Raw genomic sequence first — 24833 nt, forward strand, 5'->3', positions numbered from 1 at the left:
TCAGTTCCGCCCGACGAGCCGCTTGAGTTCCTCCGCCGAGTGGCTGATCTCCAAGGCGGTCGCCATCGTGATGACGCCCTCCCGCACCTTCTCGGCCAGGTGCTGGTCGAAGGCGAGCATGCCCTCGTTGCTGCCGGCCTGCATGAACGACGGGATCTGGTGCGACTTGCCCTCGCGGATCAGGCTCCGGATGGCCGGCGTCGCGGTCAGGATCTCGCAGATCACCGCACGGCCCTTGCCGTCCGCCCGCGGCGCCAGCGCCTGGGTGACCACACCCTGGAGACTGGCCGCCAGCTGCGCGCGGATCTGCAACTGCTGGTGCGGCGGGAAGATGTCGATGACCCGGTCGATGGTCTGCGTGGCGCTCTGCGTGTGCAGGGTCGCCAGCACCAGGTGACCGGTCTCGGCCGCGGTCAGCGCGGTCGACGTGGTGGTCAGGTCCCGCAGCTCGCCGACCAGGATGATGTCCGGGTCCTGCCGCAGCGCGTGCTTGAGCGCGCTGGCGAACGTCTCGGTGTCCGAGCCGACCTCGCGCTGGTTGACGATGCTGCGCTTGTGCGGGTGGAGGAACTCGATCGGGTCCTCGATCGTGATGATGTGGTCGGCGCGGCTGCGGTTGGCCAGGTCCAGGATCGAGGCCAGCGTGGTGGTCTTGCCGGAACCGGTCGGGCCGGTCACCAGCACCAGGCCGCGCGGCAGGTGGGCGAAACGGCCCACCGACTCCGGCATGCCCAGCTCGTCCAGCGGCTTGATCTTGTGGGGGATGGCCCGGAAGACCGCGCCGCACGACGTGCGCTGGCGGTAGAGGTTGCCGCGGAAGCGGGAGACCCCGATGATGCTGTGCGCGAAGTCCATCTCCTGCTCGGTGCGGAAGGTCTCCCACTGAGCGGGGGTGACCGCCGCGCGGGCGAGCAGCTCGGTGTCCGCGGCGTTCAGCTTGCCGTACCCGGGGACCGGGCGCAGCGAGCCGTCCACCCGCATCATCGGCGGCGAGCCGACCGTGAGGTGCAGGTCCGAGCCGCGTGACTCGACCAGCGTGATCAGCAACTGGTCGAGCACGGCGAGGTCGTCCGCGCTACCGGCGGACTCCGCGACTCGCGTCTCGTGCTCGATCGTGTCCATCTGCTGTTCCGGCCCTTTCCGTTCATGTTCCGACGCTTGTTGAATCGGCACGACGGGAATCCGGTTTAGTTGCGACAAGGGAGCTGTCACACCGCCACGCGGGACACCTCACGGATGGAGGTCAGTCCGCCGGACGCTTTGGCCAGGCCGTCCGCCCGCAGGTCGTACATGCCCTGCGCGACAGCGACCTCGCGGATCTCGCCGGCCGGGGCGCGCCGGATCGTCAGTGATTCGATCTCCGCGCTGATCGGCATCACCTCGTGCAGCGCGATCCGGCCCTTGTACCCGGTGTTCGCGCAGTTCCGGCAGCCCACCGGGCGGTAGAGCACGTGCGGGAAGGGCAGATCCTCCAGCGGCCACCGGGCCGCGTAGATCTCCTCCTCGGTCGGCGCGTACGCCTCCTTGCACCAGTCGCACAGCCGCCGGGCGAGCCGCTGCGCGAGGACGCAGTCCAGCGACGAGCCGACCAGGAACGGCTCGATGCCCATCTCGGTGAGCCGGGTGACGGCGCCGGGCGCGTCGTTCGTGTGCAGCGTGGAGAGCAGCAGGTGACCGGTGAGCGCCGCCTCGACGGCGATCTGCGCGGTGGTGCCGTCCCGGATCTCACCGATCAGCACGACGTCCGGGTCGGATCGCAGGATGGCCGGCAGCACCGCGGCGAACGTCAGCCCGGCCTTCGCGTTGACCTGCACCTGGTTGACGCCGCGCAGCCGGTACTCGACCGGGTCCTCGATGGTGATCACGTTGACCTCGGGTTTGCTGATCCGGCCCAGCGTGGCGTAAAGCGTGGTCGACTTGCCGGAGCCGGTCGGGCCGGTGACCAGCACCATCCCGTGCGGCTTGGTGAACGACGCCTCGAAGCGGCTCAGGTTGTGCTCGGTGAACCCCAGCTTGCGGATGTCCAGGTCGATGCCGCCGGTGTCGAGCACCCGGAGCACGATCTTCTCGCCCCACACGGTGGGCAGCGTCGCGGTCCGCAGGTCGACCGTCCGGTCCCGGATCAGCGCCGTGATCCGGCCGTTCTGCGGCACCCGCTTCTCGGTGATGTCGACCCCGGACATGATCTTGATGCGGGACGTGAGCGCGGCCATCACGCCCTTCGGCACGATGTCGACCTCGTGCAGCACGCCGTCGATCCGGTACCGCACCCGCATCTCGTCCTCGGTCGGCTCCAGATGGAGGTCCGAGGCGCGGTTCATGACGGCCTGCTCGATCAGGCTGTTCACGTACCGGACGATCGGGGCGTCCTCGGTGCTGGTCTGCTGCGCGGCCATGCCGGCCGCTTCGTCGGCCCCCGCATCGGCCAGGTCACCGAGGTCGCTGTCCTCGCGCTGCAGCTTCTCGATGATCCGCCGGACCTCGCTGCGGGCCACCACCACCGGGCGGACCGTCATGCCGGTCGCCGCCCGCACGTCGTCGAGCGCCACCACGTCGGCCGGGTCGGTCACGCCGACCACCAGCTCGCCGTCGTTGATCGCCAGGCCGAGCACCCGGTGGCGCAGCACCACCGGCAGCGGGATGCGCTTGAGCGCGGTCGGGTCCGGGGTGAAGCCGACCAGGTCCAGGGTGTTGATGCCGAACGCGGCCGCGGCCGCCTGGGTCAGCTGCTCCTCGGTGACCACCTGGTCGTTGATCAGGACGGCCCGCACCGGACGTCCGCTGCGCAACGCCTCCTCGGCAGCCGCGTCGACCGCATGCGGGTCGACACCGATCTGCTTCAGGGCTTCGAGCAGCGGACGGAAGGTTTGGTCCATGGAATCCTCAACCGCGGCGGCACGGGCTATACACCCCTCCATCGGACATCCCGCCGCAAAACTGAGCCGCTAGCCCACGTGGCGGAACGTCCGTCGATAGGTCGAGGGCGCGACGCCGATGGTGGCGTGCAGGTGCTGCCGCAGGGCCGTGGCGCTGCCCAGCCCCGCGCGGCGGGCCACCACGTCCACGCCGAGGTCGGTCGACTCCAGCAGCAGCCGGGCGTGCTCGACCCGCTGGCGCAGCAGCCACTGCCGCGGGCTGGAGCCGGTCTCGTCCCGGAAGCGCCGGGTGAAGGTGCGCACGCTCATCCGCGCGTGCGCGGCCATCTCCTCCAGCGTGACCGGCTCGCTCAGCCGGTCGAGGACCCAGGCGCGGGTCGGCTCGGTGCCGCTGCCCGCGGCGGCCGGGACCGGGCGCTCGATGTACTGGGCTTGGCCACCGTCGCGCCACGGTGGCACCACGCACCGGCGGGCCGCCCGGTTCGCCGCCTCGGCGCCGTGGTCGGAGCGGATGATGTGCAGGCAGAGGTCGACCCCGGCGCCGACGCCGGCCGAGCTCAGCACGTCGCCGTCGTCGACGAAGAGCACGTCGAAGTCCCACCGGACCTCCGGGTAGAGCCGGCGCAGCCGCGACTCCCAGCCCCAGTGACTTGCCGCGGGCCGGCCGTCGAGCAGGCCCGCGGCGGCGAGCACCGACGCCCCGGTGCAGATCGACACCATCCGGGCGCCGCGTGCCGCCGCCGCCAGCAGCGCGTCCCGGATCACCGGGTCGAGCGTGCCGTCGGTCATCGGGCCGGTGCCGTGGATGCCCGGGATCACCACGGTGTCGGCCACGGCCAGCGCGTCCAGGCCATGATCCGGGATCACGGTGAAACCGGCCGCGCTGTGCACCGGACCGGGCCCGCAGACCCGCACGTCGTAGAGCTGATCGTCGTCGCTGCGCCGGGACGCCCGGAACACCTGCGGGGGCACGCCGAGATCGAACCCGACCACGTCGTCCAGAACGAGAACCGCGAGCACCTGAGCCATGGCCTGATTCTTGCGCATGATGGCCTCCCGGCCACTCGTCCGGTCGTACCGGAACCGGAAGAATCTCGATCGTGAAAGCACGCCTCCATCCCGCCTGGTCGGTCGCCGCCGTCGCGTTCATCGCCCTGATCGGCGCGGCCGGCTTCCGCTCCACCCCGTCCGTCATGCTGGAGCCGCTGCACGCCGAGTTCGGCTGGTCGCTCGGCACGATCTCCGCCGCCGTCTCGGTGAACCTGCTGCTCTACGGCCTGACCGCGCCGTTCGCCGCGGCGCTGATGGCGAAGTTCGGCATCCGCCGGGTCGCCGCCGTCGCGCTCGGCCTGGTCGCGCTCGGTTCCGGCCTGACCATCTGGATGAACTCCAGCTGGCAACTGATGCTCTGCTGGGGGGTGCTCGTCGGGCTCGGCACCGGCTCGCTCGCGCTCGGCTTCGTCGCCACCATCACCGGCCGCTGGTTCGTCAAGCACCGTGGGCTGGTCACCGGCGTGCTCACGGCCGGCGGCGCGACCGGCAACCTGGTCTTCCTGCCGGTGCTGTCGCGCATCACCGAGACCCACGGGTGGCGTACGGCGGCGCTGACCGTGACGGCGGTCGCGCTCCTCGTCGTGCCGCTGATCCTCTGGCGCCTCCGCGACCACCCGCAGGACCTCGGCGTGACAGCGCTCGGCGGCCTCACCGACCCGCCGGCGAAACCGGCCGGGAACGCCGCGCGGACCGCGCTCACCGCTCTGCGCGACGCCGCCAGGACCCGGGCGTTCTGGCTGCTCGCCGGCGGTTTCGCGATCTGCGGCGCGACCACCAACGGCCTGGTCGGCACCCACTTCATCCCGGCCGCGCACGACCACGGCATGCCGACCACCACCGCCGCGAGCCTGCTCGCCCTGGTCGGCGTCTTCGACATCGTCGGCACGATCGCCTCCGGCTGGCTCACCGACCGGGTCGACAGCCGCATCCTGCTCGGCGGGTACTACGCCCTGCGCGGCCTCTCGTTGCTCGTCCTGCCCTCGATCCTGGCGGCCACGGCACACCCGAGCATGCTGGTGTTCATCCTCTTCTACGGCCTCGACTGGGTCGCCACCGTGCCGCCGACGGTCACCCTGTGCCGGGAGTACTTCGGCGCGGCCGGCCCGGTCGTCTTCGGCTGGGTCTTCGCCTCCCACCAGTTCGGCGCCGCGATCGCCGCCACCGCCGCCGGTCTCGTCCGTGACCAGCTCGGCGCGTACACCTGGGCCTGGTACGGTGCCGGCGCCCTCGCCCTCCTCGCGTCCCTGCTGAGCCTCATGCTCTTCGCCGGCAAGCACCTCAAGCCCGTCGCCCCCGGCCTCGGTCTCGCAGTCCCGTCAAAAGCCTGAAACCCCTTCCCGCGTACGCCGATGAGCCGCCCGCCGCAGCCCCGCCCCGCGCAGCCGTGCCCCGCGCGCAGTCCCGCCCCGCGCGCGCAGCCGCGCCCCGCGTATACCCCGTCCCGCGTGTACCCCGCGCGGGGCTGCGGCCCGCACCGGACTGCGGCCGCGACTGAGGTTCCGGCTGGTTGTCATGGGCGTTATGAGGGACGAATAACGCCCATGACAACCAGCCGGGGTCGGGAGCGCGGCCGCGACCTCGAGCCGGGCGGGCGTCGCGTCGGGCGGTGTGGGACGCGGCTGTCCGGGGTGGGGAGGGCGCGGACGGGCGTTGCGTCGGGTGGCGTGGGACGCGGCTGTCCGGGGTGGTACGGCCCGGGCTGGCGTTGGGTCGGGCGGCGTGGGGTGAGGCCACCCAGGGTGTGGATCACCAGGTGGGCGGCGGCGCCGTTGCGGCCTGGAGCGCAGCGGCGTCGCGGACTGCTCGGCGGGGCCGCGAATCCGGTGGGGCGGCGGGTGGCCGTACCGGAGAATGGGGTTGATCTAGGGGGTGACCTCGACGACCTCGAGCAGGCCGCTGAGGACGAGGATCTGGCGGACGTTGCTGCTCGGGCGCGCGAGCCGGAAGGCGATCGCCTGGTCACGGGCCCGCTGGAAGCCGGAGATCAGCGCGCCGAGGCCGGTCGAGTCGATGAACGCGACGTCGTGCATGTCGACCACGATCTGGCGGGGGCGACCGGCGACGGCCTCGCCCAGCGCGACCCGCACCTGCTCGACCGTGAGGACGTCGATCTCGCCGCGCAGCGACACGGTGGTGAGGGTGCCGTCAGCATCCAGGCTCGTCACTTCTTCGATCACCGGGGGCCTTCCGTTCGCCGGGCGGGTGCCCGCTTTGCAGTGGCGGGGGTTCCACGTACGGTAATCGGCATCACCAAGATGTGAGGAGCACGGTGTGCCGATCCGTGGCGGTCTGCCGCCGCGCAATCCCCGCTTCGTGGGTCGTGAAGATCTGCTGTCCCGCGTGCGCGGCCTGCTCGGCAACGGTCCGGTGGTGCTGCTGCCGAGTGCGGACCACCAACTCGGCGGAACTGGACGTACCCAATTGGCGGTGGAGTATGCCTACCGTCATGCGGAGACCTACGATCTGGTGTGGTGGATCCCCGCCGAGCAGAACGCGGGGATGCGCGCCGCGCTCGCCGGTCTCGCGCAGAAACTGGGGTTGCCCGAGGCGCGCGACCTCAACCGGACGCTGGGCGCTGTCCGTGACGCGCTGAGCCGCGGCGAGCCGTACCGGCACTGGCTGGTCGTCTTCGAGAATGCGAACCGGCCCGAGGACATCATGCCGTACCTGCCGTCCGGCGCCGGGCACGTGCTCGTGACCAGCCGGAATCCCCGCTGGACGGCCGAGGTGGCGCAGGCCCTGCCGGTGCCGGTCTTCGACCGGGCGGACGCGGTCGACCTGTTGCAGGCCCGCGCGCCGGAGCTCTCCGTGGGGGACGCCGACCGGCTCGCGACCCGGCTCGGCGACCTGCCGATGGCGCTGGACCTGGCCGCCGCCGTGCGCACCGCCACCGGCTGGCCGGTCGGGGAGTATCTGGAGCGCTACGAGCGCCGCGCCGCCGAGCTGGCGTTCCCCACCCCGGTCCGGGTCACCTGGGGCCTGGCCGCCGACGCGCTGGGCGAGGCCGCCCCGGCCGACCGGGTGCTGCTGGAGCTCTGCACGTTCCTGGCCAGCGCCCCGGTCTCCTGGCAGTTGCTCTGGGCGGCGCGGACGCTGCCGCTGGAGCCGGAGATCGCCCGGACCGTCCGGGTCGAGCGCCGGCTGCGGGCCGCGATGCGCCGGATCGCCCGGTTCGGGCTGGCTGGGCTGGACCCGTCGGGCGAGCGGCTCACCGTGCACCCGCTGATCCGGGGCATGTTCGGTCAGGAGCTCAGCTCGGAGCGGCACGCCGAGCTGCTGCGCATCGTGCGCGGCATGCTCTCCGCGGCCGACCCGGGCGACCCGGACAATCCGGCCGGCTGGTACCGGTACGCGGAGCTCGCCCCACACCTGATCCACTCGGATCTGCTGGGCGGCGACGCCGAGGAGGTCCGCCAGCTGGTGATCAACTGCATCCGGTTCCACTTCGCGCGCGGCGACTACGACTCGAGCCGCGAGCTGGCCGCCTCCGCTGTCGCCCGGTGGCGGGACGCGCTGGGCGAGTCCGCCGAGCAGACGCTGCTCGCCTCGTTCCACCTGGCGAACGCGCTGCGCGCGGTGGGCCGCTCCGCCGACGCGCGGAACCTGAACCTGCAGACGCTGCGCACCCAGCGGGAGGTGTTCGGCGCCGACGACGAGGCGACCCTGGCCACCGCCAACAGTGTCGGCGGGGACCTGCGCATGCAGGGCCACTTCGGGCAGGCGCGGCAGTTGGACGCGGACAACCTGGTGCGGTACCGCAGGCTGTTCGGCGAGAGCTTCCCGACCGCGCTGCGCTGCGCCAACAACCTCGCCATCGATCTGCGGCTGCTCGGCGACTTCCGGGGCGCCCGGGCACTGGACGAGCAGACGCTGCGGCATCGGCAGGCGATCTTCGTGGACGGGCACCCGGAGACGCTGTCGTCACGGGCCGCGCTCGCCTACGACCTGTACGGGCTCGGCGACTACACCGGGGTCGCCGGCGTGCTGGCCGGGCACGCCGAGCAGGTCGCCGAGGACCACCCGTTCGCGCTCTGGGCCGGGCGGCTCACGGCGATGGCGGCGTACCGGCTGGGGCTGGCCGAGGCGCGTGACCTGGCGACCGCGAACCTGGAGGCGTGCCGGCAGCGGTTCGGCGACCTGAACGTGGACACGCTGGCGACCGCATTGTCGCTGGCCAACTGCGTGCGTGCGGCCGGCGATCTGACCGCCGCCCACGAGCTGCTGGAACGGGCGGTGATCCGGTTCCACGCGGTGCTCGGCGACGAGCATCCGTTCACGCTCGCCGCCTCCGCCGGGCTGGCCGGGGTGGTCCGGGCGGCCGGCCAGCACCACGAGGCGCGGACCATCGACGAAGAGGTGATCAGTGGGCTGCGGCGCAGCGTCGGAGCTGATCATCCGTTCACGCTGAGCTGCGCGAACGGGCTGGCGGCGGACCTTTTCGCGGCCGGGGAGGGTCAGCCGGCGCGGGAGCTCGCGGCGGACACGCTGCGGCGGTCCCGGGTGGTGCGCGGGGCCGACCACCCGGACACGCTGGCCTGTGCGTGGAACCTGGCGCTGGCGGACCAGGACGAGGCCGCGCAGCGGCAGGCCGTCGAGGCGCTGGGAAAGGCGTACGGCGACGGCCACCCGGTGTTCCGGGTGACCGCCGCCGGGCAGCGTCTGGAGACGGATGTGGACCTGCCACCGTTGTGAGGCGCGGGCGCGCCGGTCAGCTCAGGCGGCGACGTCCTTCTCGGCGTCGGCCTGCCTGTCGAGCAGCTCGGTGACGTCGAGGGCGGGCATCGGCCGGGCGAAGTGGTAACCCTGCGCCCGGCTGCACGCCAGGTCCCGCAGCCAGTCGGCCTGGGCCGCGTCCTCGACGCCCTCGGCCACCGGTGACAGGTTGAACGTCCGGGCGATGTGCAGCACCGCCTCGGCCACCGACGCCCCGCCGCTCTCCGGCATCGCCTGCACGAACGACCGGTCGATCTTGACCACGTCCACCGGCAGCGCGCTCAGGTGACTGAGCGAGGAGAAGCCGGTCCCGAAGTCGTCCAGCGCGATCCGCACGCCGAGGTCCTTCAGCTCGCTGAGGATCCGGGCGGACTCCTCGAGGTCGACCAGCGCGACCGACTCGGTCAGCTCCAGCACCAGGTGCTCCGGGTCCAGCCCGGTGCGTTCCAGCACCGAGCGGACCTCGGCGACCAGGTTCGGGTTGCTGAGCTGCGAGGCGGACAGGTTGACGTTCATCTCGAAGCCGGGGAACTGCCGCTGCCAGCCGACCGCCTGCCGGCAGGCCTCCTCCAGCACCCAGCCGCCGAGCCGGGGCAGCAGCCCGAGCTGCTCGGCCAGTTCCAGGAACAGGCCGGGCGGGACCAGGCCCTTCTCCGGGTGCTGCCAGCGGATCAGCGCCTCGACGCCGACGGTCTGCTCGCCGTCCAGGTCGACGATCGGCTGGTAGTGCACCTCGAACTCACCCATGTCCAGGGCACGGATGATGTCGCCCTCGGCCTTGCGGCGCTGCTCCTCCAGGGCGAACAGCTCCGGGTCGAACCGGCGGGCCGCCCCGCCGCCGTCCAGCTTCGCGCGGTGCAGGGCCTGGTCGGCCTCGCGCAGCACGTGGTCGATACCGCCGCCACCGGCCGTCAGGGCGACGCCGGCACTGGCCCGGACGGTCATCTTGAGGCCGGCCACCTCCAGCGGCCGGTGCAGCTCGGTGAGCACCCGGTCGGCGACCGCGACCGCTGCCTGCTCGTCCTCCAGGCCGGGCAGCAGCACCACGAACTCGTCGCCGTCGAGCCGGGCGACCACGTCGTTGGCCCGCACGTTCGCGGCCAGCCGGTCGGCCGCGGCCCGCAGCAGCTCGTCGCCGACCTCGTGGCCGAACGTGTCGTTGAGCTCGCGGAAGCCGTCCAGGTCGACCACGATCACCGCGGTCATGGTCCGGCTCGCCTCGGCCAGCGCGTGCTCGGCACGCTCCAGGAACATCTTGCGGTTGCCGACCCCGGTCAGCGGATCCCGGTACGCCTGCCGGGCCAGCATCGCCCGCTGCGTGGTCATCTCGCGCAGCAGCGCCTTGTCGGTGCCGGTGCCGAGCCAGTGGCGGCCGAGGACGGCCACCGCCATGCCGAGCAGCAGCCAGACCGCGCCCGGGGCGAGTTCGTCCTGGACGTGCCGGATGCCGCTCACCACCAGCGCGGCCGCCGCCGGCCCGAACCGCAGCACCGGCCGCTCCGGCGCCACCAGCAGTATCGCCACGCCGAGACACAGAGCCGCGGCCAGCGGCACGAGCCAGGACGTGAGGGTCACGTCCGTGTCCGCCGCCGGCCACACCAGCAGTACCAGGGAAGCCAGCACGACGCCGTCGTCGACGGCGCGCCGCATCCGGTCCAACAGTGCTTTCCGAGCCACGATCCACCTCCGGTCGCTCAGATCGGTCCGGTGGCGGGCGGGTTGAGTGATCCGGCTCGCTCCACTCATTCGCAACCGAGCGCAAAACCGCAGGTGAACCGGATTGCAACCGGCTGTCGCGCCGGCAATCTCAGCTGCACGTGCAGCTGCGCTCGCCGCCGGACAGCCAGGCGGCCAGGTCCGCGATGTCCGCTTCGGGCAGGGCCCGCGCGGCGGCTCGGACCAGCTCCGGCCTGCTGCGCAGGGCAGGATGCGGGGAGACCAGGGCGAGTCCGCTCCAGGCCCGCTCCTGGTCACGGTCCTTCCCCAGGCCCATTCGGTACGCCGTGAGCGCGGCCCCCGCGTCGCCCCGCACCCAGGCGGCGTCGCCGGGATGCGCCGGGCCGGCCGGGTCGCCGCGCAGCAGCTCCCGGATCATCCGCAGCCGTGGGCTCGGCTCGACCACCCGGGGACTCGCGGTCACCACCGACCGGACGACGGGCGCGGCGCGGCCCGCGTGCCACGCCTCGGCGAGCGCTGCCACGTCCCCGTGGGCGACCGTCAGGTTCCGCAGCCGCCAGCGCACGTGATGGTCGGCCCGGGCCAGATCCGCGAGCCGTTCCACCTCGGCGCCGACCGGCTCGCTCCGCCACGGGCCTGCCTCGTCCCGCACGGCGCCGGCCAGCCGATTCCCGGCCGCGGTCAACCGGCCGCCGGCGAGCAGCTCTCCCGCGGACTCGTGGACGGCGGCCCGCCACCGGGCGAACTCGAACGCCGCCTCGCCCGCACCGGAACCGCCGCGCAGCTCGGCTCGCCAGAAGCGGGTGACGGCGAGGAACGCGTACACCCCGTGCAGGATCCCGGACGCCGGCCGCGGATCGTCGCGCCACGGCGAATACCCGAGCGTGTCGTCCGGGCGGACCAGCTCGAACAGGCCGTGCACCGCGTTCAGCACGCTGTGCTGCGTCTCGTGCAGCAGCGCGACCGCGAGACTCGTGCCGTTCGCCGGGGCGGACAACGCGACCGCCCCGAACGCGGCCGCCGACGTGGCGCTCACCCCCTCGGCCCGCGGATCCGGGCGCGCCGGGACGATCACCCGCAACACGCCCTCGACGATGTCGGCCGCGCCCGGATGCCGGGTGGTCAGAATCCGCCACGCCTCGCCGAGGGAGTCCCGCCAGCGTGCCACCTCGGCGGGCGTGAGCGGCTCGGCCGGCGCCAGCCCGAGCAGGTGCCGCAGCGGCCCCCGATCGTCCAGGCGCACTGTCAGTGCCCGCCCGGCGTGCGTCACGGAGAGCGCCTGGCCGGCGATCTCCGGCAACTCCGTGCAGGCGGGCGCGGTTTCGTCGCGGAGGGCGGACAGCACCTGGGCTGCCCACAGGCCGGTCATCGGGTCGGCGATCCGGTCGCGCGATTCGCCGGGCGGCATGGCGTGCAGCCGGTCGTACCACCTCGGGTTCCTGCCGGCCCTGAGCCGGATCTCGCGGAGGAGAAGGAGATGGCGGCTGAGCTGCGCTCTGCGCAGCAGGGCGAGAGTGCCCGGTGAGGGCCGGCCGGCGCCGAGCGCGGCAAGGTCGGGGTCGGCGAGCCGGAACGGTTGCAACGGGTGGGGCCGCTCAGAGCGCGGAGTTGAAGCCGGCGATCTGCTCGCTCGGCCCGGCCAGGTCGCCGGCGAGGCGGCGCAGGCAGCGGTCCAGGGCCGAGTCGTCGCGGGTGACCAACTCGGCGAGGGTGGCCTCGGAGACGTCGATCATCGCGGATCGCCACTCCGGGGCGTGTCCGTCGTCCGGCTGGCCCGTCTCCACGGCACCCCCTCGATCGTGGCGGTCGATGCGTTGCATGAAGGTTACGGCGGTCGCCGGGTCGGGTGAGCGCCGGGAGTCGCTACCGTGGGTGCTCGCGGGGATGGCGTGGTCGTGATCTCATGGGTCATCACCACCGTAAGTCGGTAACGGAGGGCGAAATCGTGCTGGGTGGAGAACGCGGTGCCGTCGACGGTGCATCCCGCCCGCGGGGTGCGGCCGCCGCGCTGGCCGATCGGGTGGCGACGCTGCGTGCGTCGGCCTCCGGTGCGGACGGCGCGGTGCTGGTCACCGTCGCGAGTTCGGGGAACGTGACGGACCTGGAGCTGGACGAGCGGTCCCTGGGCCTGGGCGCGCCCGGGCTGGCGGCCGAGATCCTGCGGACGATCCGGCGTGCCCAGTCGGCGCTGGCCGGCCAGGTCGCGGACGCGGTCGAGGCGACCGTCGGGGCGGAGACCGAGACCGGCAAGGCGGTGCTGGACAGTTTCACGCAGCGTTTCCCCGAGTCGGGGGAGGGGCTCGACGAGCCTGCCGCTCCGGTGATGCCGGCACGGGCGCCGTTCCCGTCGTTCAGCACCGTGCCGTCGCTGCCGCACCAGACCCCGGGCAACGGGTTCGAGAGCGGGCGGGACAGTCGTGCACGCTGAGCCGAGCCCCCGCCTGCCACGCCGTGGGCCGGCGCCGCCGGTCGACCAGATGAGCAACGCCGAGCTGGCGCGGATGGTCGAGGCCGAGCATCCGTACCGGGGGAAGGCGCTCTTCGAGCTCTGCGACCGCCTGGCGACCGACGACGACGCGGTGGCCAAGGTCGCGATGCTCTCCCGCCTCACCTCGCTGCGCCGGGCGCGGCTCTTCGACCGGGTGTCGCTGGCCTGGTCGGCGATCATCGCGCTGCTGGCGGCGGAGACGGAGAATGCCCGGGAGGAGGCCTACGCGGCGTTCCGGGCGCTGGATCCCGAGGAGCAGGGCGACATGCTCGACTACCTCGAGGTGACCGCGATCGAGGAGGCCCACCCGCGCATCGCGTGAGCGGGCCCCGCGCTGGAAGGTTCCGGCCGGGGCTCACGCGGGGCCGCGGCAGGAACCGTCGGAGTCTTCCTAGATCTCCACCTTCACGTCTTTACGGAAGGCCACCCGGTCGCGGACGGCTGAGGCGTCCGGTTTCGGGTCCGGGTAGTACCAGGCGGCGTCGGCCGCGGTGTGCCCCTCCGCCCGCAACGAGTAGTACGACGCCTTGCCCTTCCACGGGCAGACGGTGTGCGTGTCGGAGGGGATGAGCACGTCCGCACGCACCGAGGCGCGGGGGAAGTAGTAATTCCCCTCGAGCACCACCGTGTCGTCGCTCTCCGCGATCACTTCGTCGTTCCAGATGGCCTTCGGCATGCCCCGAACCTAGCGCGCCTCTCGAATTGTGACTGATATGTGCGTTTTATTCACCTCTCGCGGGTGAAACGCGGCGAGTTCGCCACGGTCCCGTAGACTTCCTCTCCTGACTTGTCGATCTTCCCCTTGACTCGTCGATGCTTTCGGAATGGGCGCTGATGACCCGGCTGGTTTCGCTCCGCTTCCCCGATGACCGCTGCACCCGGGACGGCCGTTGATGGGCCGGCTCGACGAGTTGCGTGGCGGTGGCAAGGCCAAGCGGCACAACGCGCGCACGATCGCCGCGCTCACCGGCAACCCCGGCTGCAACCGGCGGGCCGTGCTCGACGCGGCCGGCGTCGACAAGCTGAAGCTCGCCGAGACGATCGGATTCCCGGGCAGCTTCGGTCAGTCCCGGTTCGCGCTGTCCCGCGGCAACGCGTTCGAGGCGATGCTCAAGGCGGACGACTGCGAGCTGCTGCGGTCCGTGCTCGGCGCCTCGGACGCCGCCGCCTACCGGGACCTCGGGGCGGACACCGACGACAGCCTGGGTGACCGCCATGCGCGGACGGTCGCGCTGCTCTCCGCCGCGTCGGCGGCGCTGATCGACCACCCGCTGCTCACCCTCGAGGTCGCCGGGCAGACCGTCTACCTGGAGCCCGACCTGGTGGCGTACGCGCATCAGGGCCGCCTGCAGGTCGTCGAGATCAAGTCGTTCGCGATCGTCGACGGGCAGGCCGAGAGCGCGAAGGTCTCCGCGGCGGCGATCCAGGCCGCGACGTACGTCCTCGCGCTGCGCCAACTGCTCGAACGCCTCGGGATGGACCCGCTGCTCGTCGACCACGAGATCGTGCTGGTCTGCCCGGAGAACTTCGCGATGCGCCCGGTCGCGGTCCGCCTCGACGTGCGCAAACAGCTCGCCACGCTGCGCCGGCAACTGTCCCGGCTGTCCGGCGTCGGCGAGATCATCGACGCGCTCCCGGCCGGGGTGACCTTCGACCTGAACCGGCCGGCGTCCGAGATCGTCGCGGCGCTCGGGCACGTGGCGCCCCGCTATGCGCCGGAGTGCCTCTCCACGTGCGAGCTGTCCACGTTCTGCCGGCACGAGGCGAGCGGGACGACCGGGGCGCTCGGCCGGCCCGTGCGGGAGGCGCTCGGCGGGATCGAGAGCGTCGAGGAGGTGCTCGAGCTCGCCTCCGGGACCCGCACGCCGACGCCGGAGCAGGAGGAGGCCGCGGCGCTCCTGCGGCAGGCGCTCCGGTTGCGGTCAGAGGCGCTTTCTTGAGTACGCTCACCGCCCTCGCCCGGGCGCAGGCGGTCGCCAGTGGGCGGGCGCAGCCGATCGCCACCGTCCGCCACCTGCACGTTCACGACTATCCGCTGGTGCTCGTGCCGCTCGCGATGGCCGGCGAGGCGAATGCGCCGCTGGCCGCGCTCGTCGGAGCCGACCCGGACAAACCGGAACTGCTCGTCGTCACCCAGCCGCGGGACCGCGACGAACGGTTCCGGTTCGCCGATCGTCTGGGTCAGATCCTCGTCGCGTACGTCGACATGTTCGCCGACGCCACCGAGGACGTCCCGATCGACCGGGGCAAGGACGTGCGCACCCGCTACGCCGACGCCCCGCAACTCTGGGTCCCGAACCCGGCCGGCGTCGACTTCCTGCGCCTGTTCGGCCGGTCCACCCGTTTCCGGACCGTCGACGGCGAGCACCCGGTGCCCGCGTCGGTGCCGCTGCTCGGGCGCTGGCTCACGTTCTTCGCCACCAGCGCCGAGGTGCCCGGCTCGTCCCTGCTGGTCAACGCGGTGCAGGCGCTCGGGTTGCACTGGGCCACTGGGCAGAGCGGCGCCGAGGACGCGCAGCTCGGCGTGCTGCTGGCCTGGATCCAGGAGGGCGCGGCGGCGGCGCGTGCCGTGGAGAACGGCCCGGTGGCCGGCCCGGCGACCGACCCGGACTTCGACAACAAGGTGCTGGCGCCGCTGATCGAACGGTCCGCTCCCGAACTGCCCGACGTGCTGCGCGAGCTCATGCTGCCGACCTGGGAGCGGATGTGGCGGGTGCTCGACCTGCTGCGCCGGCTGCCGGTGGGCTCACGAGTCGGGCAGCGGTGGGACTCCGACCGGGACGTCTACACGGCGTTCGCGCAGCACGTCGCCGACGGCGGAGCGCCGCAGCCCCGCCGGGACGGTGCGGTCGCCGCCGCGGCACGCCTGCAGCGGCTCGAATCGGCCGCCTCCCGGTACGCGGTGCAGCGCGCCTTCGACGACCCGCTCGTCCTCGCCGAGTACCGGCTGGCCGGGGCCGCGTTCGCCGGGACCGTCACGCTGGCCGCGCCCGACCGGATCGACGACAGCGGCAAACGGCCGGTGCTGCGGCCGCGCATCATGGTTCGTACCGCCGAGTCGGTACGGGTCGAGCCGGGCACGTCGCTGACCTCGCCGTCCCGGCCGTCCCAGAAGGCCCGCGTGATCTCGCTTGCCCCGGTGCCCGTGACCGGCGAGACCGACGTTCTGCTGGAGCTCTCCGGTGGCATGGGCCGCAAACTGGTCGCCGAGCCGGGAACCGTTCCGGCCGTCGGCGAGCGCGTGATCCTGACGACGCTCACCGAGGAGTTCCGCCGCGGCGGCGCCCTTCCCGACCCCACCGAGACTCCCTGGACCCACGGCGGCCCCCCACCCCCACAAGACCCGCAAGTCCCCGCCGTCCCATAGCCCTCGCTTCCGACTTTCCATGTCGGCCGTCCCGCGGCCGTCGCCCCGCCGTGTCCCGTGTCGGTCGAGCGAGCTGGGTCCCGTGGTCGTCCCGTGTCCGTCGAGCCGGCTGCGCCCGTGGCCGTCGCCCACGTCCCGCGACCGTCGCCCCGCCGCGTCGCGTCCCGCGGCGGTCGAGCCGGCTGGCACGCCGCTGCGTGTGAAGCCGACGGGCCTAGTCGAGTGCGTCCGGGGGCGCGAGCCGCGCCCGGGCCGAGGCTGCGGCGCGGCTCGCGGTTCCGGCTGGTTCTCATGGTCGTTATGAGGCACGCATAACGACCATGAGAACCAGCCGGAACCTCCGCCGCGCGGCACGCTCGAGCTGCCGCCTGCCTCGCGTGGTTCACCGGCGGGCTGGTGCTGCCGGCTTGCGGTCCTGCGCGGGTTCTCCTGCTGTGACCCGCACCACCTGCGGACGTCGCCCTTGCGGGTTTCGCGTTCTGGGCCGCCTCGCGGCCCTGCGAAGCCCGGAAGGGTCCCCGCGGGAGCGACGATCCGGACCACAGCGGAGAGGGGACCGCAAGATCTTGAAGTTGATCTTTCTCAGCCGGTGAGGCGGACCAGGAGCAGGGCGATGTCGTCGTTGCGGCGCGGGGCGACGTCGAGCAGGCGGGCGCAGAGCTCGTCGCCGGGGTAGGCGCTGCTCTCGCGGAGGCGCTCGGCGAGGCGGGCGACACCGTCGTCGAGGAGCTGCTGACGGTCCTCGACCAGGCCGTCGGTGTAGAGGACCAGGGTGGAGCCGGGCGGGACATAACGGACGGTGGTGGTGCGGGCCTGGTGCGGGGGCAGGCCGAGGAGCGGCTCCGGCGGGATCCACCAGACCTGGACCCGCCCGTCCGGCAGGAGCAGCAGCGGCGGCGGATGACCGGCGTTCGCGAAGCTGATCGCGTAACCCGACCAGGACTGCCGGACACGGGCCAGCACCGCGGTCGCGGCGGCCGGCACGCGCAGCCCGTGCAACGCCTCGTCGAGCTGGGTGAGCAGGGCACCGGGCTCGTCGGCGCGGCCGAACGCGTCGCCACGCACCAGGTTCCGCAGCTGGCCCATCGTCGCGGCGGCCTCGATGTCGTGGCCGGCGACGTCACCGACCGCGACCATCACGCTGCCGTCGGGCTGGGCGAAAGCGTCATACCAGTCACCGCCGACGGCGGCGCCGTCCTGCGCCGGCAGATAACGCGCGTGCAGCTCGACGCCGGGCAGCGTGGGCAGCTCCGTGAGCAGGCTCCGCTGCAGCACCTCGGCGACGTGGCGCTGCTCCCGGTACAGCCGGCTGTTCTCCACCGCGAGCCCAGCGCGGCGGCCGATCTCCGCGGCGACCCGTTCCTCGGCCGCGGTGAATGGTGGCCTGTCCGGCCCGTTGACCAGCAGCACCGCGCCCAGGACCACGCGGCGCACCGGCGACACGATCGGCGCCACCATCGACGAGCCGAGCCCGGCCGACATGGCGAGCGCCGCGAGCTCCACATCGCTGAGCCGGCCGCGCAACCTCGCCGAGCCACTCTCGCGCCGCACCGAACGCCCGTGCCGCCGTGCCGCCAGCACGATCGCCTGCAGGTCGGTGCGCGAACGGGCGGCCAGGTCGGCGAGCCGTTGCATGTCGGCGGCGCGGGCCGGATCGCGGTGGGTGGCCGAGACGTGCGGACTCGCGCCCGGCTCGTCGGCGTACGTGACGACGCACCAGTCGGCGAGCCGGCCGGTGACGATCCGGCCGAGGCGGCGCATCGCCTCCGCCACGTCCATCGTCGCGGCCAGCGACTCGGTCAGGTCGGTGAGCAGCGCCAACTGGTGCTGGGCGGACTCGGCGGCGCGCCGGGCGTCCTCCGCGGCGGCCCGGGCGATGCGCAGGCAGACCTCCGACGAGCAGACCGCGGCCAGCTCGCTGAGCAGGGCGATCTCGCTGTTGGTCCAGTTCCGCGGCTCGTGGTCGACAGCGCACAGCGCCCCGACGACGAGGCCGTCCGGGTCGGTGATCGGCGCTCCCGCGTACGCAATGGCGTTCAACCCCTCGATCGACGGGTTGCCCCGCATCCGGGGATCGGCGCGCACATCCGGGATGACCAGCATCTCGCCGGCCACCACGACGTGGCGGCTGAACGAATGGGTCAGCGGCATGCTGCGCTCGGTGGCGAACGGCTCGGGCATGCCGACCTGGCCGGCCAGGAACTGCCGCTCCGCGTCGACCAGGGACACCACGCCGAGCGGTGCGTCCACCAGCTTGCGGACGAGCATCGCGAGCCGGTCGAACGCCTCATCCGGCCCCGGCGTGCCCAGCCGCCGGACCGAACGCAGGCGCACCGGATCGGCGAGCACACTCTGCTCGGTGTCGCCGATGACGTCCCACTGAAGCACCATCGCCCCCCAGCCGGTTGCCTGCCAGGCTACCGGCGCGCCGGTCACGTTCACCCGTGTGCTCCCGACCCGATCATCCGTTTCCGGTCAGCCGATCGGTCACCCCGGCCCCTCATCCATGCCAACCCGGGCGTGGTGATGCCGTCGGGCCTGGGAGTCGTGGCAGCGTGGAAGGCCGCTTTCCGGCCGGTCACGGCCTGGAGTCGCTGCGGTGGCCGGGTGCCGAGCTGCGGCTGCGGGTCGAGCGGTTGAGTCGTCGCGGCACGGGCCGGCTCTGAGCCGTGACGGTGGTGGCTGGGCTGTTGCGGCCCGGGCGTGGCGGCCCGGGCGTGGGGGCGCGGCGGCGGTGGCTGGGCTGTTGCAGCACGGGGACCTGGCGGCGTGGGGGCGTGGCAGTGCGGGGGCGTGGTGGCTCGGTCAGGCGGCGTGGCCGGAAGCTCCGATGAACGGCTGCCGGGCGCCCGCGCGCAGGCCGGATCGGATCGTGCCACGGATCTCGGCCTGGCCCAGACCCGCACAACGCGCCGCCCACTCCAGCTCGCGCCGGACCGTGCCGGCGTCGAGCAGGCCCGCCCCCACGAACCGGCCCAGGGCGAACGCCGCCCGGTTGAGCGTGTTGTTGCGGCAACCCACGGCGGCGCGCGCCACCCGTTCGGTCTCCGACTCCAGCACGGCCTGCGCGTAGCGATCCGGGTGCGCGACCGGCCGCGCCGGCGCCGGCGGCGGCCCGGCGATCATGGCGCGCAGCGCCGGTGGGCCGGCCGGCAGCGACGGGCCGGGACGGCGGATCCACGTGTAGCCGCCGCCGGTCACGTGCCGGGACGGCGGGGCCAGCACGTAACCGCCCGCACCGCGCCAGTCCAGCCCCGGTAGCAGGCGGACCCGGTTGCCGAAGCCGGTCGGGCGGAACCACAGGTGGCGGCCACCGCCACCGGTGTGGACCTGCGGCCCGGGCGGGATCTCGTCGGCGAGGAGGTGGCGCAGCGCGTGCCAGCCCTCCACCGAGTCGATGTCGGCCACGTCCATGATCACGCCGGTGCGCAGGCCCACGTTCGCCCGGGGCCAGCGCGACCACCAGATCTCGATCTGGCGCGGGTCGGTGCTCGCCTCGTTGACCCCGTGGCGCAGGCGGGGATGCTTGCCGGGGCTGTCGCATCGCTCTCCTCCGGGGCAGGAACAGACACCACCCCGGTCAGGCGTGTGCACCGGCAGGACGGGGATGCCGTGCCGGGCGTACGAGAGGGCAGCCGTGAGCGACATTAGAACAAGCGTACGACAGCTTTGCCGTCGTGGCTGTGCCGTTCGGCCTCAGGCCGCGGGCAGCGCCCGCAGCACGTGCGAGATGTGGTGCGAGGTGCCCCAGGCGATCCAGCTCGCCGAGGTGCCCGCGCCCCGGGCCGTGCGTGCCCGCCGGGCGATCTCGGCGTCGCCCCAGGAGAACCGGGCGCCGGCCGAGGGCCACTGCGGCGAGGTCACCAGCGTGCGGCACAGGTCGTGGCAGCGGTCGTCACCGCGTCCGCCGCGCCGCGCCCAGCGGTAGATCCACCAGTCCTGCTCGGACGTGTACCGCAACGTGGGCAACTGGCGATGATGTTGCACCCCTAGGCGCCGGACCGGCGAGGTGACGCCGTAATCCGCATACCCCAGGCCGGGCTCGCCGAGCCGGGCCCAGACCCGCGCGTCCAGCCGGCCCACCGGCACCGGGCGGTCCGTGGGCAGGTCGTCCAGGTTCGGCGGCATCGCGCCGGAGGCGACGCTGACCGAGCGCCACGGCATGCTCCGGGCCCAGCGCAGCACCCGCCGCGCCCGCTCCTCGACCTCGTCGGCGTGGGCCAGGCAGGCGGTCTCGGCGAGGTCGATCAGCAGATCGACCTCGTGCGGGTCGAGCTCCGTGGCGGCCAGTACCCGGTCGGTGACCACTTCGGCCTGCGCCGGATTGCCCGCGTCGACGTGCGGCTGGAGCCGGAGGACCGCTCGCCGGTGGTGCATCCGCGCGGCCATGCCATGGGCCACCAGGCGGCGACCGCTCTCGTACGGCCGTAGCACCGGCACCATCGCCACACCCAGCCGCGTGAGCTGCGCCGCCAGGGCCAGCGGCGCGGGTGGCTCCGGCACGTGCCCGAAGTCGAGGGCCAGCGTGTCCGTGCGAGGCGGCAGCTCCCGGAGGAGCGGGACGATGCCGATCGCCGGATCCAGCTCGACGATCGGCGTGACGCGAGCGGCCTCCTCCTCGGACAGGTGCGCGAGTGCCGTGAACTCGCCACGACGTGGCCGGAGAATCGGTCGATAAGCCCCGATGGGCGTCATAGCACCACCGTAGCCGCATCGACGGTCAACTGTGGGTTACAGCCGGTACAAATGCGCGAGCATCGATTGGTTCGCCTCCCAGCCGTCCGGGAACTTGACCGGCACGTTCAGGTGCATCGGCTCGGTCGACGGGTGCGCGTCGAGCAGCTCCGGGATGCCGGAACGGGCCACCACCACGCACGCGTGCCGGTGCCGTGAGGTGAGCACGCAGAGCCGGCCGGACTCGAGGTGGAACGCGGTGGCGTCGCGCCGGCCGGAGAGCGGATGCAGCACGACGGTCAGGTCATACTCCCGGCCCTGGAGCCGGTTCGCCGTGTCGACGGTGATGCCGGCCGCCTCCGGGGGCAGCAGCGCGCGGATCGCCGCGGCCTGGTCGCGGTGCGCGGCGCCGATCGCGATCCGGGACGGCGACAGCGTGCCCCGCCCCGCCTCGGACTCGGCGACCCCGCCCCTGGCCAGCGCCCGGGCGGCGAGCTGGGCGCAGGCCGTGGCGGCTTCCGCGTCGGTGCGCACGGTGAAGCGTGCGGGCAGCTCGTGCAGGCCCCAGCCGGTTTTCGCGGCGGTGTCCAGCACCTGGTCGAGCGGGGTCTCGGCGGGGCGCTCGAAGCGCAGCGTGCGGTCGCCCGGGCCGGTGCCGGAGCGGAAGCCGGTGAACGGATAGAACGCCTCGGCGACCACCGGCGCGGCCGACGCGGGGAGCCGCCAGGACACCGGCAACCGGTGCACCGGGAGCTCCGGGTTGTGCCGGAGCAGCACCGCCACCGCGCTCTGCATCGGATCCCAGGACAGGCCGGTCCAGCGCTCCACCTCGACGGTGGAGAACGGGTCGAGCTGACCGGGGTCGCCGACGAACAGCGCCCGCTCGAACCGTGGCGCGACCCGCAGCAGCGCATCGGACCGCATCTGATAGGCCTCGTCGACGATCGCCCAGGGCCAGCTCCCCTCGGCGACGGTCGCCCACTTCGCCGCCGTGCCGATGGTGATCGCCGGCGAGCCGAGGTCGGGCACCTTCGCCGCGACGCGACAGGCCGGGTGTTCCTTCACCCGATCCGTCCGCTCGTAGTCGACGGCGGAGAGCCGGCCGACCGTCACCTCCGGCGAGCGCGTGCCGAGGCGCTCGATCAGGTCGTCGACCTGCTCATTGGTCTGCGCCACGATCATCAGTGGCTCGCCGGTCGCGGCCAGCTCGCCGGCCGCGCGCACCACCAGCGTCGACTTGCCGGCGCCGGGTGGCGAGTCGACGACGACGCCCCGATGCTGGCCGGAACGGAGATCGCCGAGCACGGCGGCGATCACGGTGGCGGCCTCCTCGGCCGGGCTGACCTCATTCACCCGGGCACCGTAGCGCGGGCCCCCGACAGAATCGTCGAGGCCGGTGCTGGTCTGCGGAAACTTCGGTACTCAACACCGGTCGTCCGCCCAGTTCGGGGCCTTTCCGGCGAAGATTCTCGGAGGCGCCCACAGGCTTCGCCCGACGTTTCGCAGGTACGCTTCCGCGCGTCATGGATCATCGCGAATGGAGCTGGCCGGCTCCGAAGCTGGCGGCGTTGCGGCTCGGCCGGAGGCTGGCGGTGCTGGTCCCGGCCTCGCAGCCGCACCGCTGGTCGTTCGTGCACATCGTGCCCAGCGGCCGGTCCGCGGACGAGGCGGCCCTGCGTGCCGGCGCGGCGCGCAGCGATGCCGGCCGCAGCTTCCTGGTCACCCACTGGGAGTACGAGTCGGACCGGCTGGAGGGATACGACCAGGATCCCGCAGGCGTCCGGTTGCGGCACGCGGAGGCCGCGGACGAGTCCGAACTCCTCGCTGTGCTGCGGGATTGGCGCCTGCCGCCGGCCGGCTTCGACTACTCCTGGGACACCGTCGAGCCCGGCTGACCGAGGTTGTCCACAGGCCCCTCCGTGATCTTGCCGACGGGGCTAGCGTGGGCGCCACGGCGAAGGGGGAAGGTCCATGCTCGACGATCGTGAGCTGGGTGACGCGCAGGCGTGGCTCGACGAGTGGCGGTCCGGGTTCACGGAGAGAGCACGGTGGGCGCGTGCGCTGTCCGCCCGGCTGCCTCGCCTGTCCGGGACGGCGCGAAGCCCGGACGGGCTGGTCAGCGCCACCGTCGGGCCCGGCGGTGACCTGCTCGGGCTCGAGTTGGGCGAGGGTGTCCGGCGGCGGGCGGCGGCGGAGACCGCCCGGGAGATCGAGGTGACGGTGCGTGCTGCACGCGAGGCGCTGGCCGAGGCGGTGCGAGAGGCGACCGCGGAGACGGTCGGGGCGCAGTCGGCGACCGGGCGTGCGGTAGCGGCGGCATATGCGGCACAGGTGTCCGCCGCTGAATAGGAATTGACGTCCGGCTCGGCCTGATTGCCGAAGGGAGTGGTCGTCGGCCGTCGCAGGAATTGTTGCCGGTGCGATCTGGACCGATACCAGTCTGAGGTGTTCCATTCGGTTGCTGATCCGCCGTTTCCATGATGTCCGGATCCGGCTGTCCGGCGGGAGGCTGCCCCGTCCCGTCAAGATCGGTGATCTGCGGTGGGCGTCGACACGTGGAGAGCGTTTGCCCGGAGTTTTTGATCAAAGAACAGATGTTCTGACGGGAATCCGACAGTGGGCTTGTCCCAAGTTGCGCAAACGCCCGGGGTTCACCCGGTTGCCACGAGGTGGCGACGCATGTGTGGATCTAGATGGAAGGCGGAAGCAAGGATCGGAAGAGATTTCTGTCCATCCGGTCCACCCTGCATCTTCACGCCGGATGATCAGCGTCAGTGCGGCATCGCAGGTCGCGGTCTATTTGATCGAGGCTCGTGAAGTGATGGTTGCTTCTCTGTCACCGGGCGGAAATAAGTTCAGTGTCCAATGACAGGCACGGGTAAAAGCGAAACCGGCTTGCAACTTGCGCGTGCGGTTCGCCGCGCAAGTTGCAGGTTTCGATTCTTCTCGGCTCGATGCCCCGTCGTGGTGGCCCGCCTTTGATCGGCATGCGCGATTTCATTCACGCTCGTTTTTATGATCTCGTTGCCGCCTCTTCCAGTCGATCATCGGAAGTGCAACTCTTCTAGCCAGCAGTGACGCCGGAATCACGGACGGTGGTGGTGGAGAATGCGTCCAGACGTTCTCGTCGGTCCCAGCGATTGGCTGGTCGAGCAGTTCGGCGACAGGATTGCCGACGAGCTGTGGACCCGGGTGCCCGAGGCGCTGAGCACGGCGATCGACCGTGAGGTGCACGCACACTCGGCCATGACTCAGACCGTGGAGCGCGTGCTGGGTAACCCACGCTGGGCACTGCCCTATGAGGAACTGGTCCTCTTCCTGGGCACGCTGCCGGGTGCCGAGATCATCAGTGTTCCGCGCTCGGTCTACCAGCTGGTTCTGATCAACGGCCACATCGTGGTGCCGTGGTGCTACGGGCAGTCCGCGCGGCTGTCGATGGCCGACGCCGAGGTGGGCCGGTCGTTCGGGCGGCTCGCACGGGAGTTGCTCGGGCGGTTCGGGCCGCCGTGGCGCCGGTCGCCGGTGGAGTCGCCGCTCCCGCTGGACGCGGTCGACGAGCGGGAGGTCGCCAAGATCTGCGCGGCCATCGCCCGCATCGAGCCGAAGCCCGAGGTGGTGATCGCGGGCTACGCCGGGGCGCCCAACCTCGGGCTTCTCCGGGCCTGCCTGGGCGAGGTCAAGTCCACCGACAACGGCACCCTGAACTGGAGCCATCTCGACGATCTGCCGCTCCCGCCTCCGGTGATCCCGCGCCCCCGGCGGATGCAGTTCCCCTGAGCCTCCAGTTCCCGAGCCTCCAGTTCCTGAGCCTCCGATCCCTGAGCCTCCAGTTCCTGAGCCTCCGGGCTCTCGCAGACCTCCGCTGGCGGCGGGCCGGAGCCGCCCGGTGGACACCGCCCCCCGCCCTGGGCGGCGTCCACCGGCTCCGCCGTGGTCACGCCCGCGGATGCCATGGTCACGCCCGCGGATGCCATGGTCACGCCCG

21 protein-coding genes are annotated in these 24833 nt (G+C 72.6%); 9 read left to right on the top strand and 12 right to left on the bottom strand.

Annotated elements, in window-relative coordinates; all coding sequences use genetic code 11:
• From Acy02nite_RS11075 to Acy02nite_RS11085, 3 genes are all read right to left on the bottom strand, one after another.
• Complete coding sequence (locus Acy02nite_RS11075; protein ID WP_203739860.1) at positions 1 to 1122, bottom strand: type IV pilus twitching motility protein PilT; 1122 nt, start codon at positions 1120 to 1122, stop codon at positions 1 to 3.
• Positions 1123 to 1208: 86 nt separating this feature from the next.
• Positions 1209 to 2876: a GspE/PulE family protein gene (locus Acy02nite_RS11080; protein ID WP_203739861.1), complete on the bottom strand. Its 1668-nt coding sequence runs from the start codon at positions 2874 to 2876 to the stop codon at positions 1209 to 1211.
• 69 nt (positions 2877 to 2945) lie between these two features.
• The gene (locus Acy02nite_RS11085; protein WP_203739862.1) at positions 2946 to 3923 is read right to left on the bottom strand and encodes a GlxA family transcriptional regulator; all 978 of its coding nucleotides are present in this window, start codon (positions 3921 to 3923) and stop codon (positions 2946 to 2948) included.
• Positions 3924 to 3973: 50 nt separating this feature from the next.
• Here Acy02nite_RS11085 and Acy02nite_RS11090 point away from each other — a divergent pair, with 50 nt between their 5' ends.
• Entirely contained in the window at positions 3974 to 5257 is a 1284-nt protein-coding gene (locus tag Acy02nite_RS11090) for an MFS transporter (RefSeq protein WP_203739892.1), read from the top strand.
• A 534-nt stretch (positions 5258 to 5791) separates the two neighbouring features.
• On the opposite strand, the gene Acy02nite_RS11095 is transcribed toward Acy02nite_RS11090, so the two are convergent.
• Positions 5792 to 6106 (bottom strand): STAS domain-containing protein, encoded by a 315-nt coding sequence (locus Acy02nite_RS11095; RefSeq protein WP_203739863.1) that lies wholly within the window; start codon positions 6104 to 6106, stop codon positions 5792 to 5794.
• 94 nt (positions 6107 to 6200) lie between these two features.
• On the opposite strand from Acy02nite_RS11095, the gene fxsT reads away from it, so the two are divergent.
• The gene (gene fxsT / locus Acy02nite_RS11100; protein WP_203739864.1) at positions 6201 to 8621 is read left to right on the top strand and encodes an FxSxx-COOH system tetratricopeptide repeat protein; all 2421 of its coding nucleotides are present in this window, start codon (positions 6201 to 6203) and stop codon (positions 8619 to 8621) included.
• Between the two features lie 21 nt (positions 8622 to 8642).
• Here fxsT and Acy02nite_RS11105 read toward each other — a convergent pair whose 3' ends face one another.
• From Acy02nite_RS11105 to fxsA, 3 genes are all read right to left on the bottom strand, one after another.
• Positions 8643 to 10319, bottom strand: coding sequence for a putative bifunctional diguanylate cyclase/phosphodiesterase (locus Acy02nite_RS11105; protein WP_203739865.1), 1677 nt, complete (start codon positions 10317 to 10319; stop codon positions 8643 to 8645).
• A 130-nt stretch (positions 10320 to 10449) separates the two neighbouring features.
• Positions 10450 to 11901 carry an aKG-HExxH-type peptide beta-hydroxylase gene (locus tag Acy02nite_RS11110; protein ID WP_203739866.1) on the bottom strand — a complete coding sequence of 484 codons (1452 nt, stop codon included), beginning with the start codon at positions 11899 to 11901 and terminating at the stop codon, positions 10450 to 10452.
• Between the two features lie 13 nt (positions 11902 to 11914).
• Positions 11915 to 12103 (bottom strand): FxSxx-COOH cyclophane-containing RiPP peptide, encoded by a 189-nt coding sequence (gene fxsA / locus Acy02nite_RS11115; RefSeq protein ID WP_239174562.1) that lies wholly within the window; start codon positions 12101 to 12103, stop codon positions 11915 to 11917.
• A 161-nt stretch (positions 12104 to 12264) separates the two neighbouring features.
• Between fxsA and Acy02nite_RS11120 the strand changes: the two genes are divergently transcribed.
• Together Acy02nite_RS11120 and Acy02nite_RS11125 are read left to right on the top strand one after the other, a co-directional pair.
• Positions 12265 to 12747: a YbaB/EbfC family nucleoid-associated protein gene (locus Acy02nite_RS11120; protein ID WP_203739868.1), complete on the top strand. Its 483-nt coding sequence runs from the start codon at positions 12265 to 12267 to the stop codon at positions 12745 to 12747.
• Between the two features lie 49 nt (positions 12748 to 12796).
• Positions 12797 to 13129 carry a hypothetical protein gene (locus Acy02nite_RS11125; RefSeq protein ID WP_203739869.1) on the top strand — a complete coding sequence of 111 codons (333 nt, stop codon included), beginning with the start codon at positions 12797 to 12799 and terminating at the stop codon, positions 13127 to 13129.
• A gap of 69 nt (positions 13130 to 13198) precedes the next feature.
• On the opposite strand, the gene Acy02nite_RS11130 is transcribed toward Acy02nite_RS11125, so the two are convergent.
• Positions 13199 to 13483: a DUF427 domain-containing protein gene (locus tag Acy02nite_RS11130; protein ID WP_203739870.1), complete on the bottom strand. Its 285-nt coding sequence runs from the start codon at positions 13481 to 13483 to the stop codon at positions 13199 to 13201.
• 217 nt (positions 13484 to 13700) lie between these two features.
• Between Acy02nite_RS11130 and Acy02nite_RS11135 the strand changes: the two genes are divergently transcribed.
• Together Acy02nite_RS11135 and Acy02nite_RS11140 are read left to right on the top strand one after the other, a co-directional pair.
• Positions 13701 to 14747, top strand: coding sequence for a hypothetical protein (locus tag Acy02nite_RS11135; RefSeq protein WP_203739871.1), 1047 nt, complete (start codon positions 13701 to 13703; stop codon positions 14745 to 14747).
• Positions 14744 to 16174 carry a hypothetical protein gene (locus Acy02nite_RS11140; protein WP_203739872.1) on the top strand — a complete coding sequence of 477 codons (1431 nt, stop codon included), beginning with the start codon at positions 14744 to 14746 and terminating at the stop codon, positions 16172 to 16174. The genes Acy02nite_RS11135 and Acy02nite_RS11140 overlap by 4 nt, the downstream gene beginning before the upstream one ends.
• 582 nt (positions 16175 to 16756) lie before the next feature.
• On the opposite strand, the gene Acy02nite_RS11145 is transcribed toward Acy02nite_RS11140, so the two are convergent.
• From Acy02nite_RS11145 to Acy02nite_RS11160, 4 genes are all read right to left on the bottom strand, one after another.
• Positions 16757 to 18565 (bottom strand): SpoIIE family protein phosphatase, encoded by a 1809-nt coding sequence (locus Acy02nite_RS11145; protein ID WP_203739873.1) that lies wholly within the window; start codon positions 18563 to 18565, stop codon positions 16757 to 16759.
• Positions 18566 to 18979: 414 nt separating this feature from the next.
• The gene (locus Acy02nite_RS11150; RefSeq protein ID WP_203739874.1) at positions 18980 to 19822 is read right to left on the bottom strand and encodes a bifunctional DNA primase/polymerase; all 843 of its coding nucleotides are present in this window, start codon (positions 19820 to 19822) and stop codon (positions 18980 to 18982) included.
• Between the two features lie 48 nt (positions 19823 to 19870).
• A complete protein-coding gene (locus Acy02nite_RS11155) occupies positions 19871 to 20869 on the bottom strand; it encodes a beta family protein (protein ID WP_203739875.1) in 999 nt (332 codons plus the stop codon).
• Between the two features lie 36 nt (positions 20870 to 20905).
• Positions 20906 to 22201: an AAA family ATPase gene (locus tag Acy02nite_RS11160; RefSeq protein WP_203739876.1), complete on the bottom strand. Its 1296-nt coding sequence runs from the start codon at positions 22199 to 22201 to the stop codon at positions 20906 to 20908.
• A gap of 170 nt (positions 22202 to 22371) precedes the next feature.
• Here Acy02nite_RS11160 and Acy02nite_RS11165 point away from each other — a divergent pair, with 170 nt between their 5' ends.
• The 3 genes from Acy02nite_RS11165 to Acy02nite_RS11175 all read left to right on the top strand — a co-directional run bounded on the left by Acy02nite_RS11165 (position 22372) and on the right by Acy02nite_RS11175 (position 24625).
• Positions 22372 to 22743 (top strand): hypothetical protein, encoded by a 372-nt coding sequence (locus Acy02nite_RS11165; RefSeq protein WP_203739877.1) that lies wholly within the window; start codon positions 22372 to 22374, stop codon positions 22741 to 22743.
• Positions 22744 to 22819: 76 nt separating this feature from the next.
• The gene (locus Acy02nite_RS11170) at positions 22820 to 23197 is read left to right on the top strand and encodes a YbaB/EbfC family DNA-binding protein (RefSeq protein ID WP_203739878.1); all 378 of its coding nucleotides are present in this window, start codon (positions 22820 to 22822) and stop codon (positions 23195 to 23197) included.
• A 759-nt stretch (positions 23198 to 23956) separates the two neighbouring features.
• Positions 23957 to 24625, top strand: coding sequence for a hypothetical protein (locus Acy02nite_RS11175; RefSeq protein ID WP_203739879.1), 669 nt, complete (start codon positions 23957 to 23959; stop codon positions 24623 to 24625).
• Positions 24626 to 24833 lie beyond the last annotated feature (208 nt).

The sequence above is a fragment of the Actinoplanes cyaneus genome, from assembly GCF_016862095.1.
In the GTDB taxonomy this organism is placed as follows: Bacteria; Actinomycetota; Actinomycetes; order Mycobacteriales; family Micromonosporaceae; genus Actinoplanes; species Actinoplanes cyaneus.

What these genes read in the sequence shown, in the direction of transcription:
- Acy02nite_RS11175 (WP_203739879.1), top strand. Translation starts at nt 23,957, where the DNA reads ATGCGTCCAGACGTTCTCGTCGGTCCCAGCGATTGGCTGGTCGAGCAG.
- Acy02nite_RS11135 (WP_203739871.1), top strand. Translation starts at nt 13,701, where the DNA reads ATGGGCCGGCTCGACGAGTTGCGTGGCGGTGGCAAGGCCAAGCGGCAC.
- Acy02nite_RS11125 (WP_203739869.1), top strand. Translation starts at nt 12,797, where the DNA reads ATGAGCAACGCCGAGCTGGCGCGGATGGTCGAGGCCGAGCATCCGTAC.
- Acy02nite_RS11170 (WP_203739878.1), top strand. Translation starts at nt 22,820, where the DNA reads ATGCTCGACGATCGTGAGCTGGGTGACGCGCAGGCGTGGCTCGACGAG.
- Acy02nite_RS11085 (WP_203739862.1), bottom strand. Translation starts at nt 3,923, where the DNA reads ATGCGCAAGAATCAGGCCATGGCTCAGGTGCTCGCGGTTCTCGTTCTG.
- Acy02nite_RS11145 (WP_203739873.1), bottom strand. Translation starts at nt 18,565, where the DNA reads ATGGTGCTTCAGTGGGACGTCATCGGCGACACCGAGCAGAGTGTGCTC.
- Acy02nite_RS11165 (WP_203739877.1), top strand. Translation starts at nt 22,372, where the DNA reads ATGGATCATCGCGAATGGAGCTGGCCGGCTCCGAAGCTGGCGGCGTTG.
- Acy02nite_RS11130 (WP_203739870.1), bottom strand. Translation starts at nt 13,483, where the DNA reads ATGCCGAAGGCCATCTGGAACGACGAAGTGATCGCGGAGAGCGACGAC.
- Acy02nite_RS11155 (WP_203739875.1), bottom strand. Translation starts at nt 20,869, where the DNA reads ATGACGCCCATCGGGGCTTATCGACCGATTCTCCGGCCACGTCGTGGC.
- Acy02nite_RS11080 (WP_203739861.1), bottom strand. Translation starts at nt 2,876, where the DNA reads ATGGACCAAACCTTCCGTCCGCTGCTCGAAGCCCTGAAGCAGATCGGT.
- Acy02nite_RS11150 (WP_203739874.1), bottom strand. Translation starts at nt 19,822, where the DNA reads ATGTCGCTCACGGCTGCCCTCTCGTACGCCCGGCACGGCATCCCCGTC.
- Acy02nite_RS11075 (WP_203739860.1), bottom strand. Translation starts at nt 1,122, where the DNA reads ATGGACACGATCGAGCACGAGACGCGAGTCGCGGAGTCCGCCGGTAGC.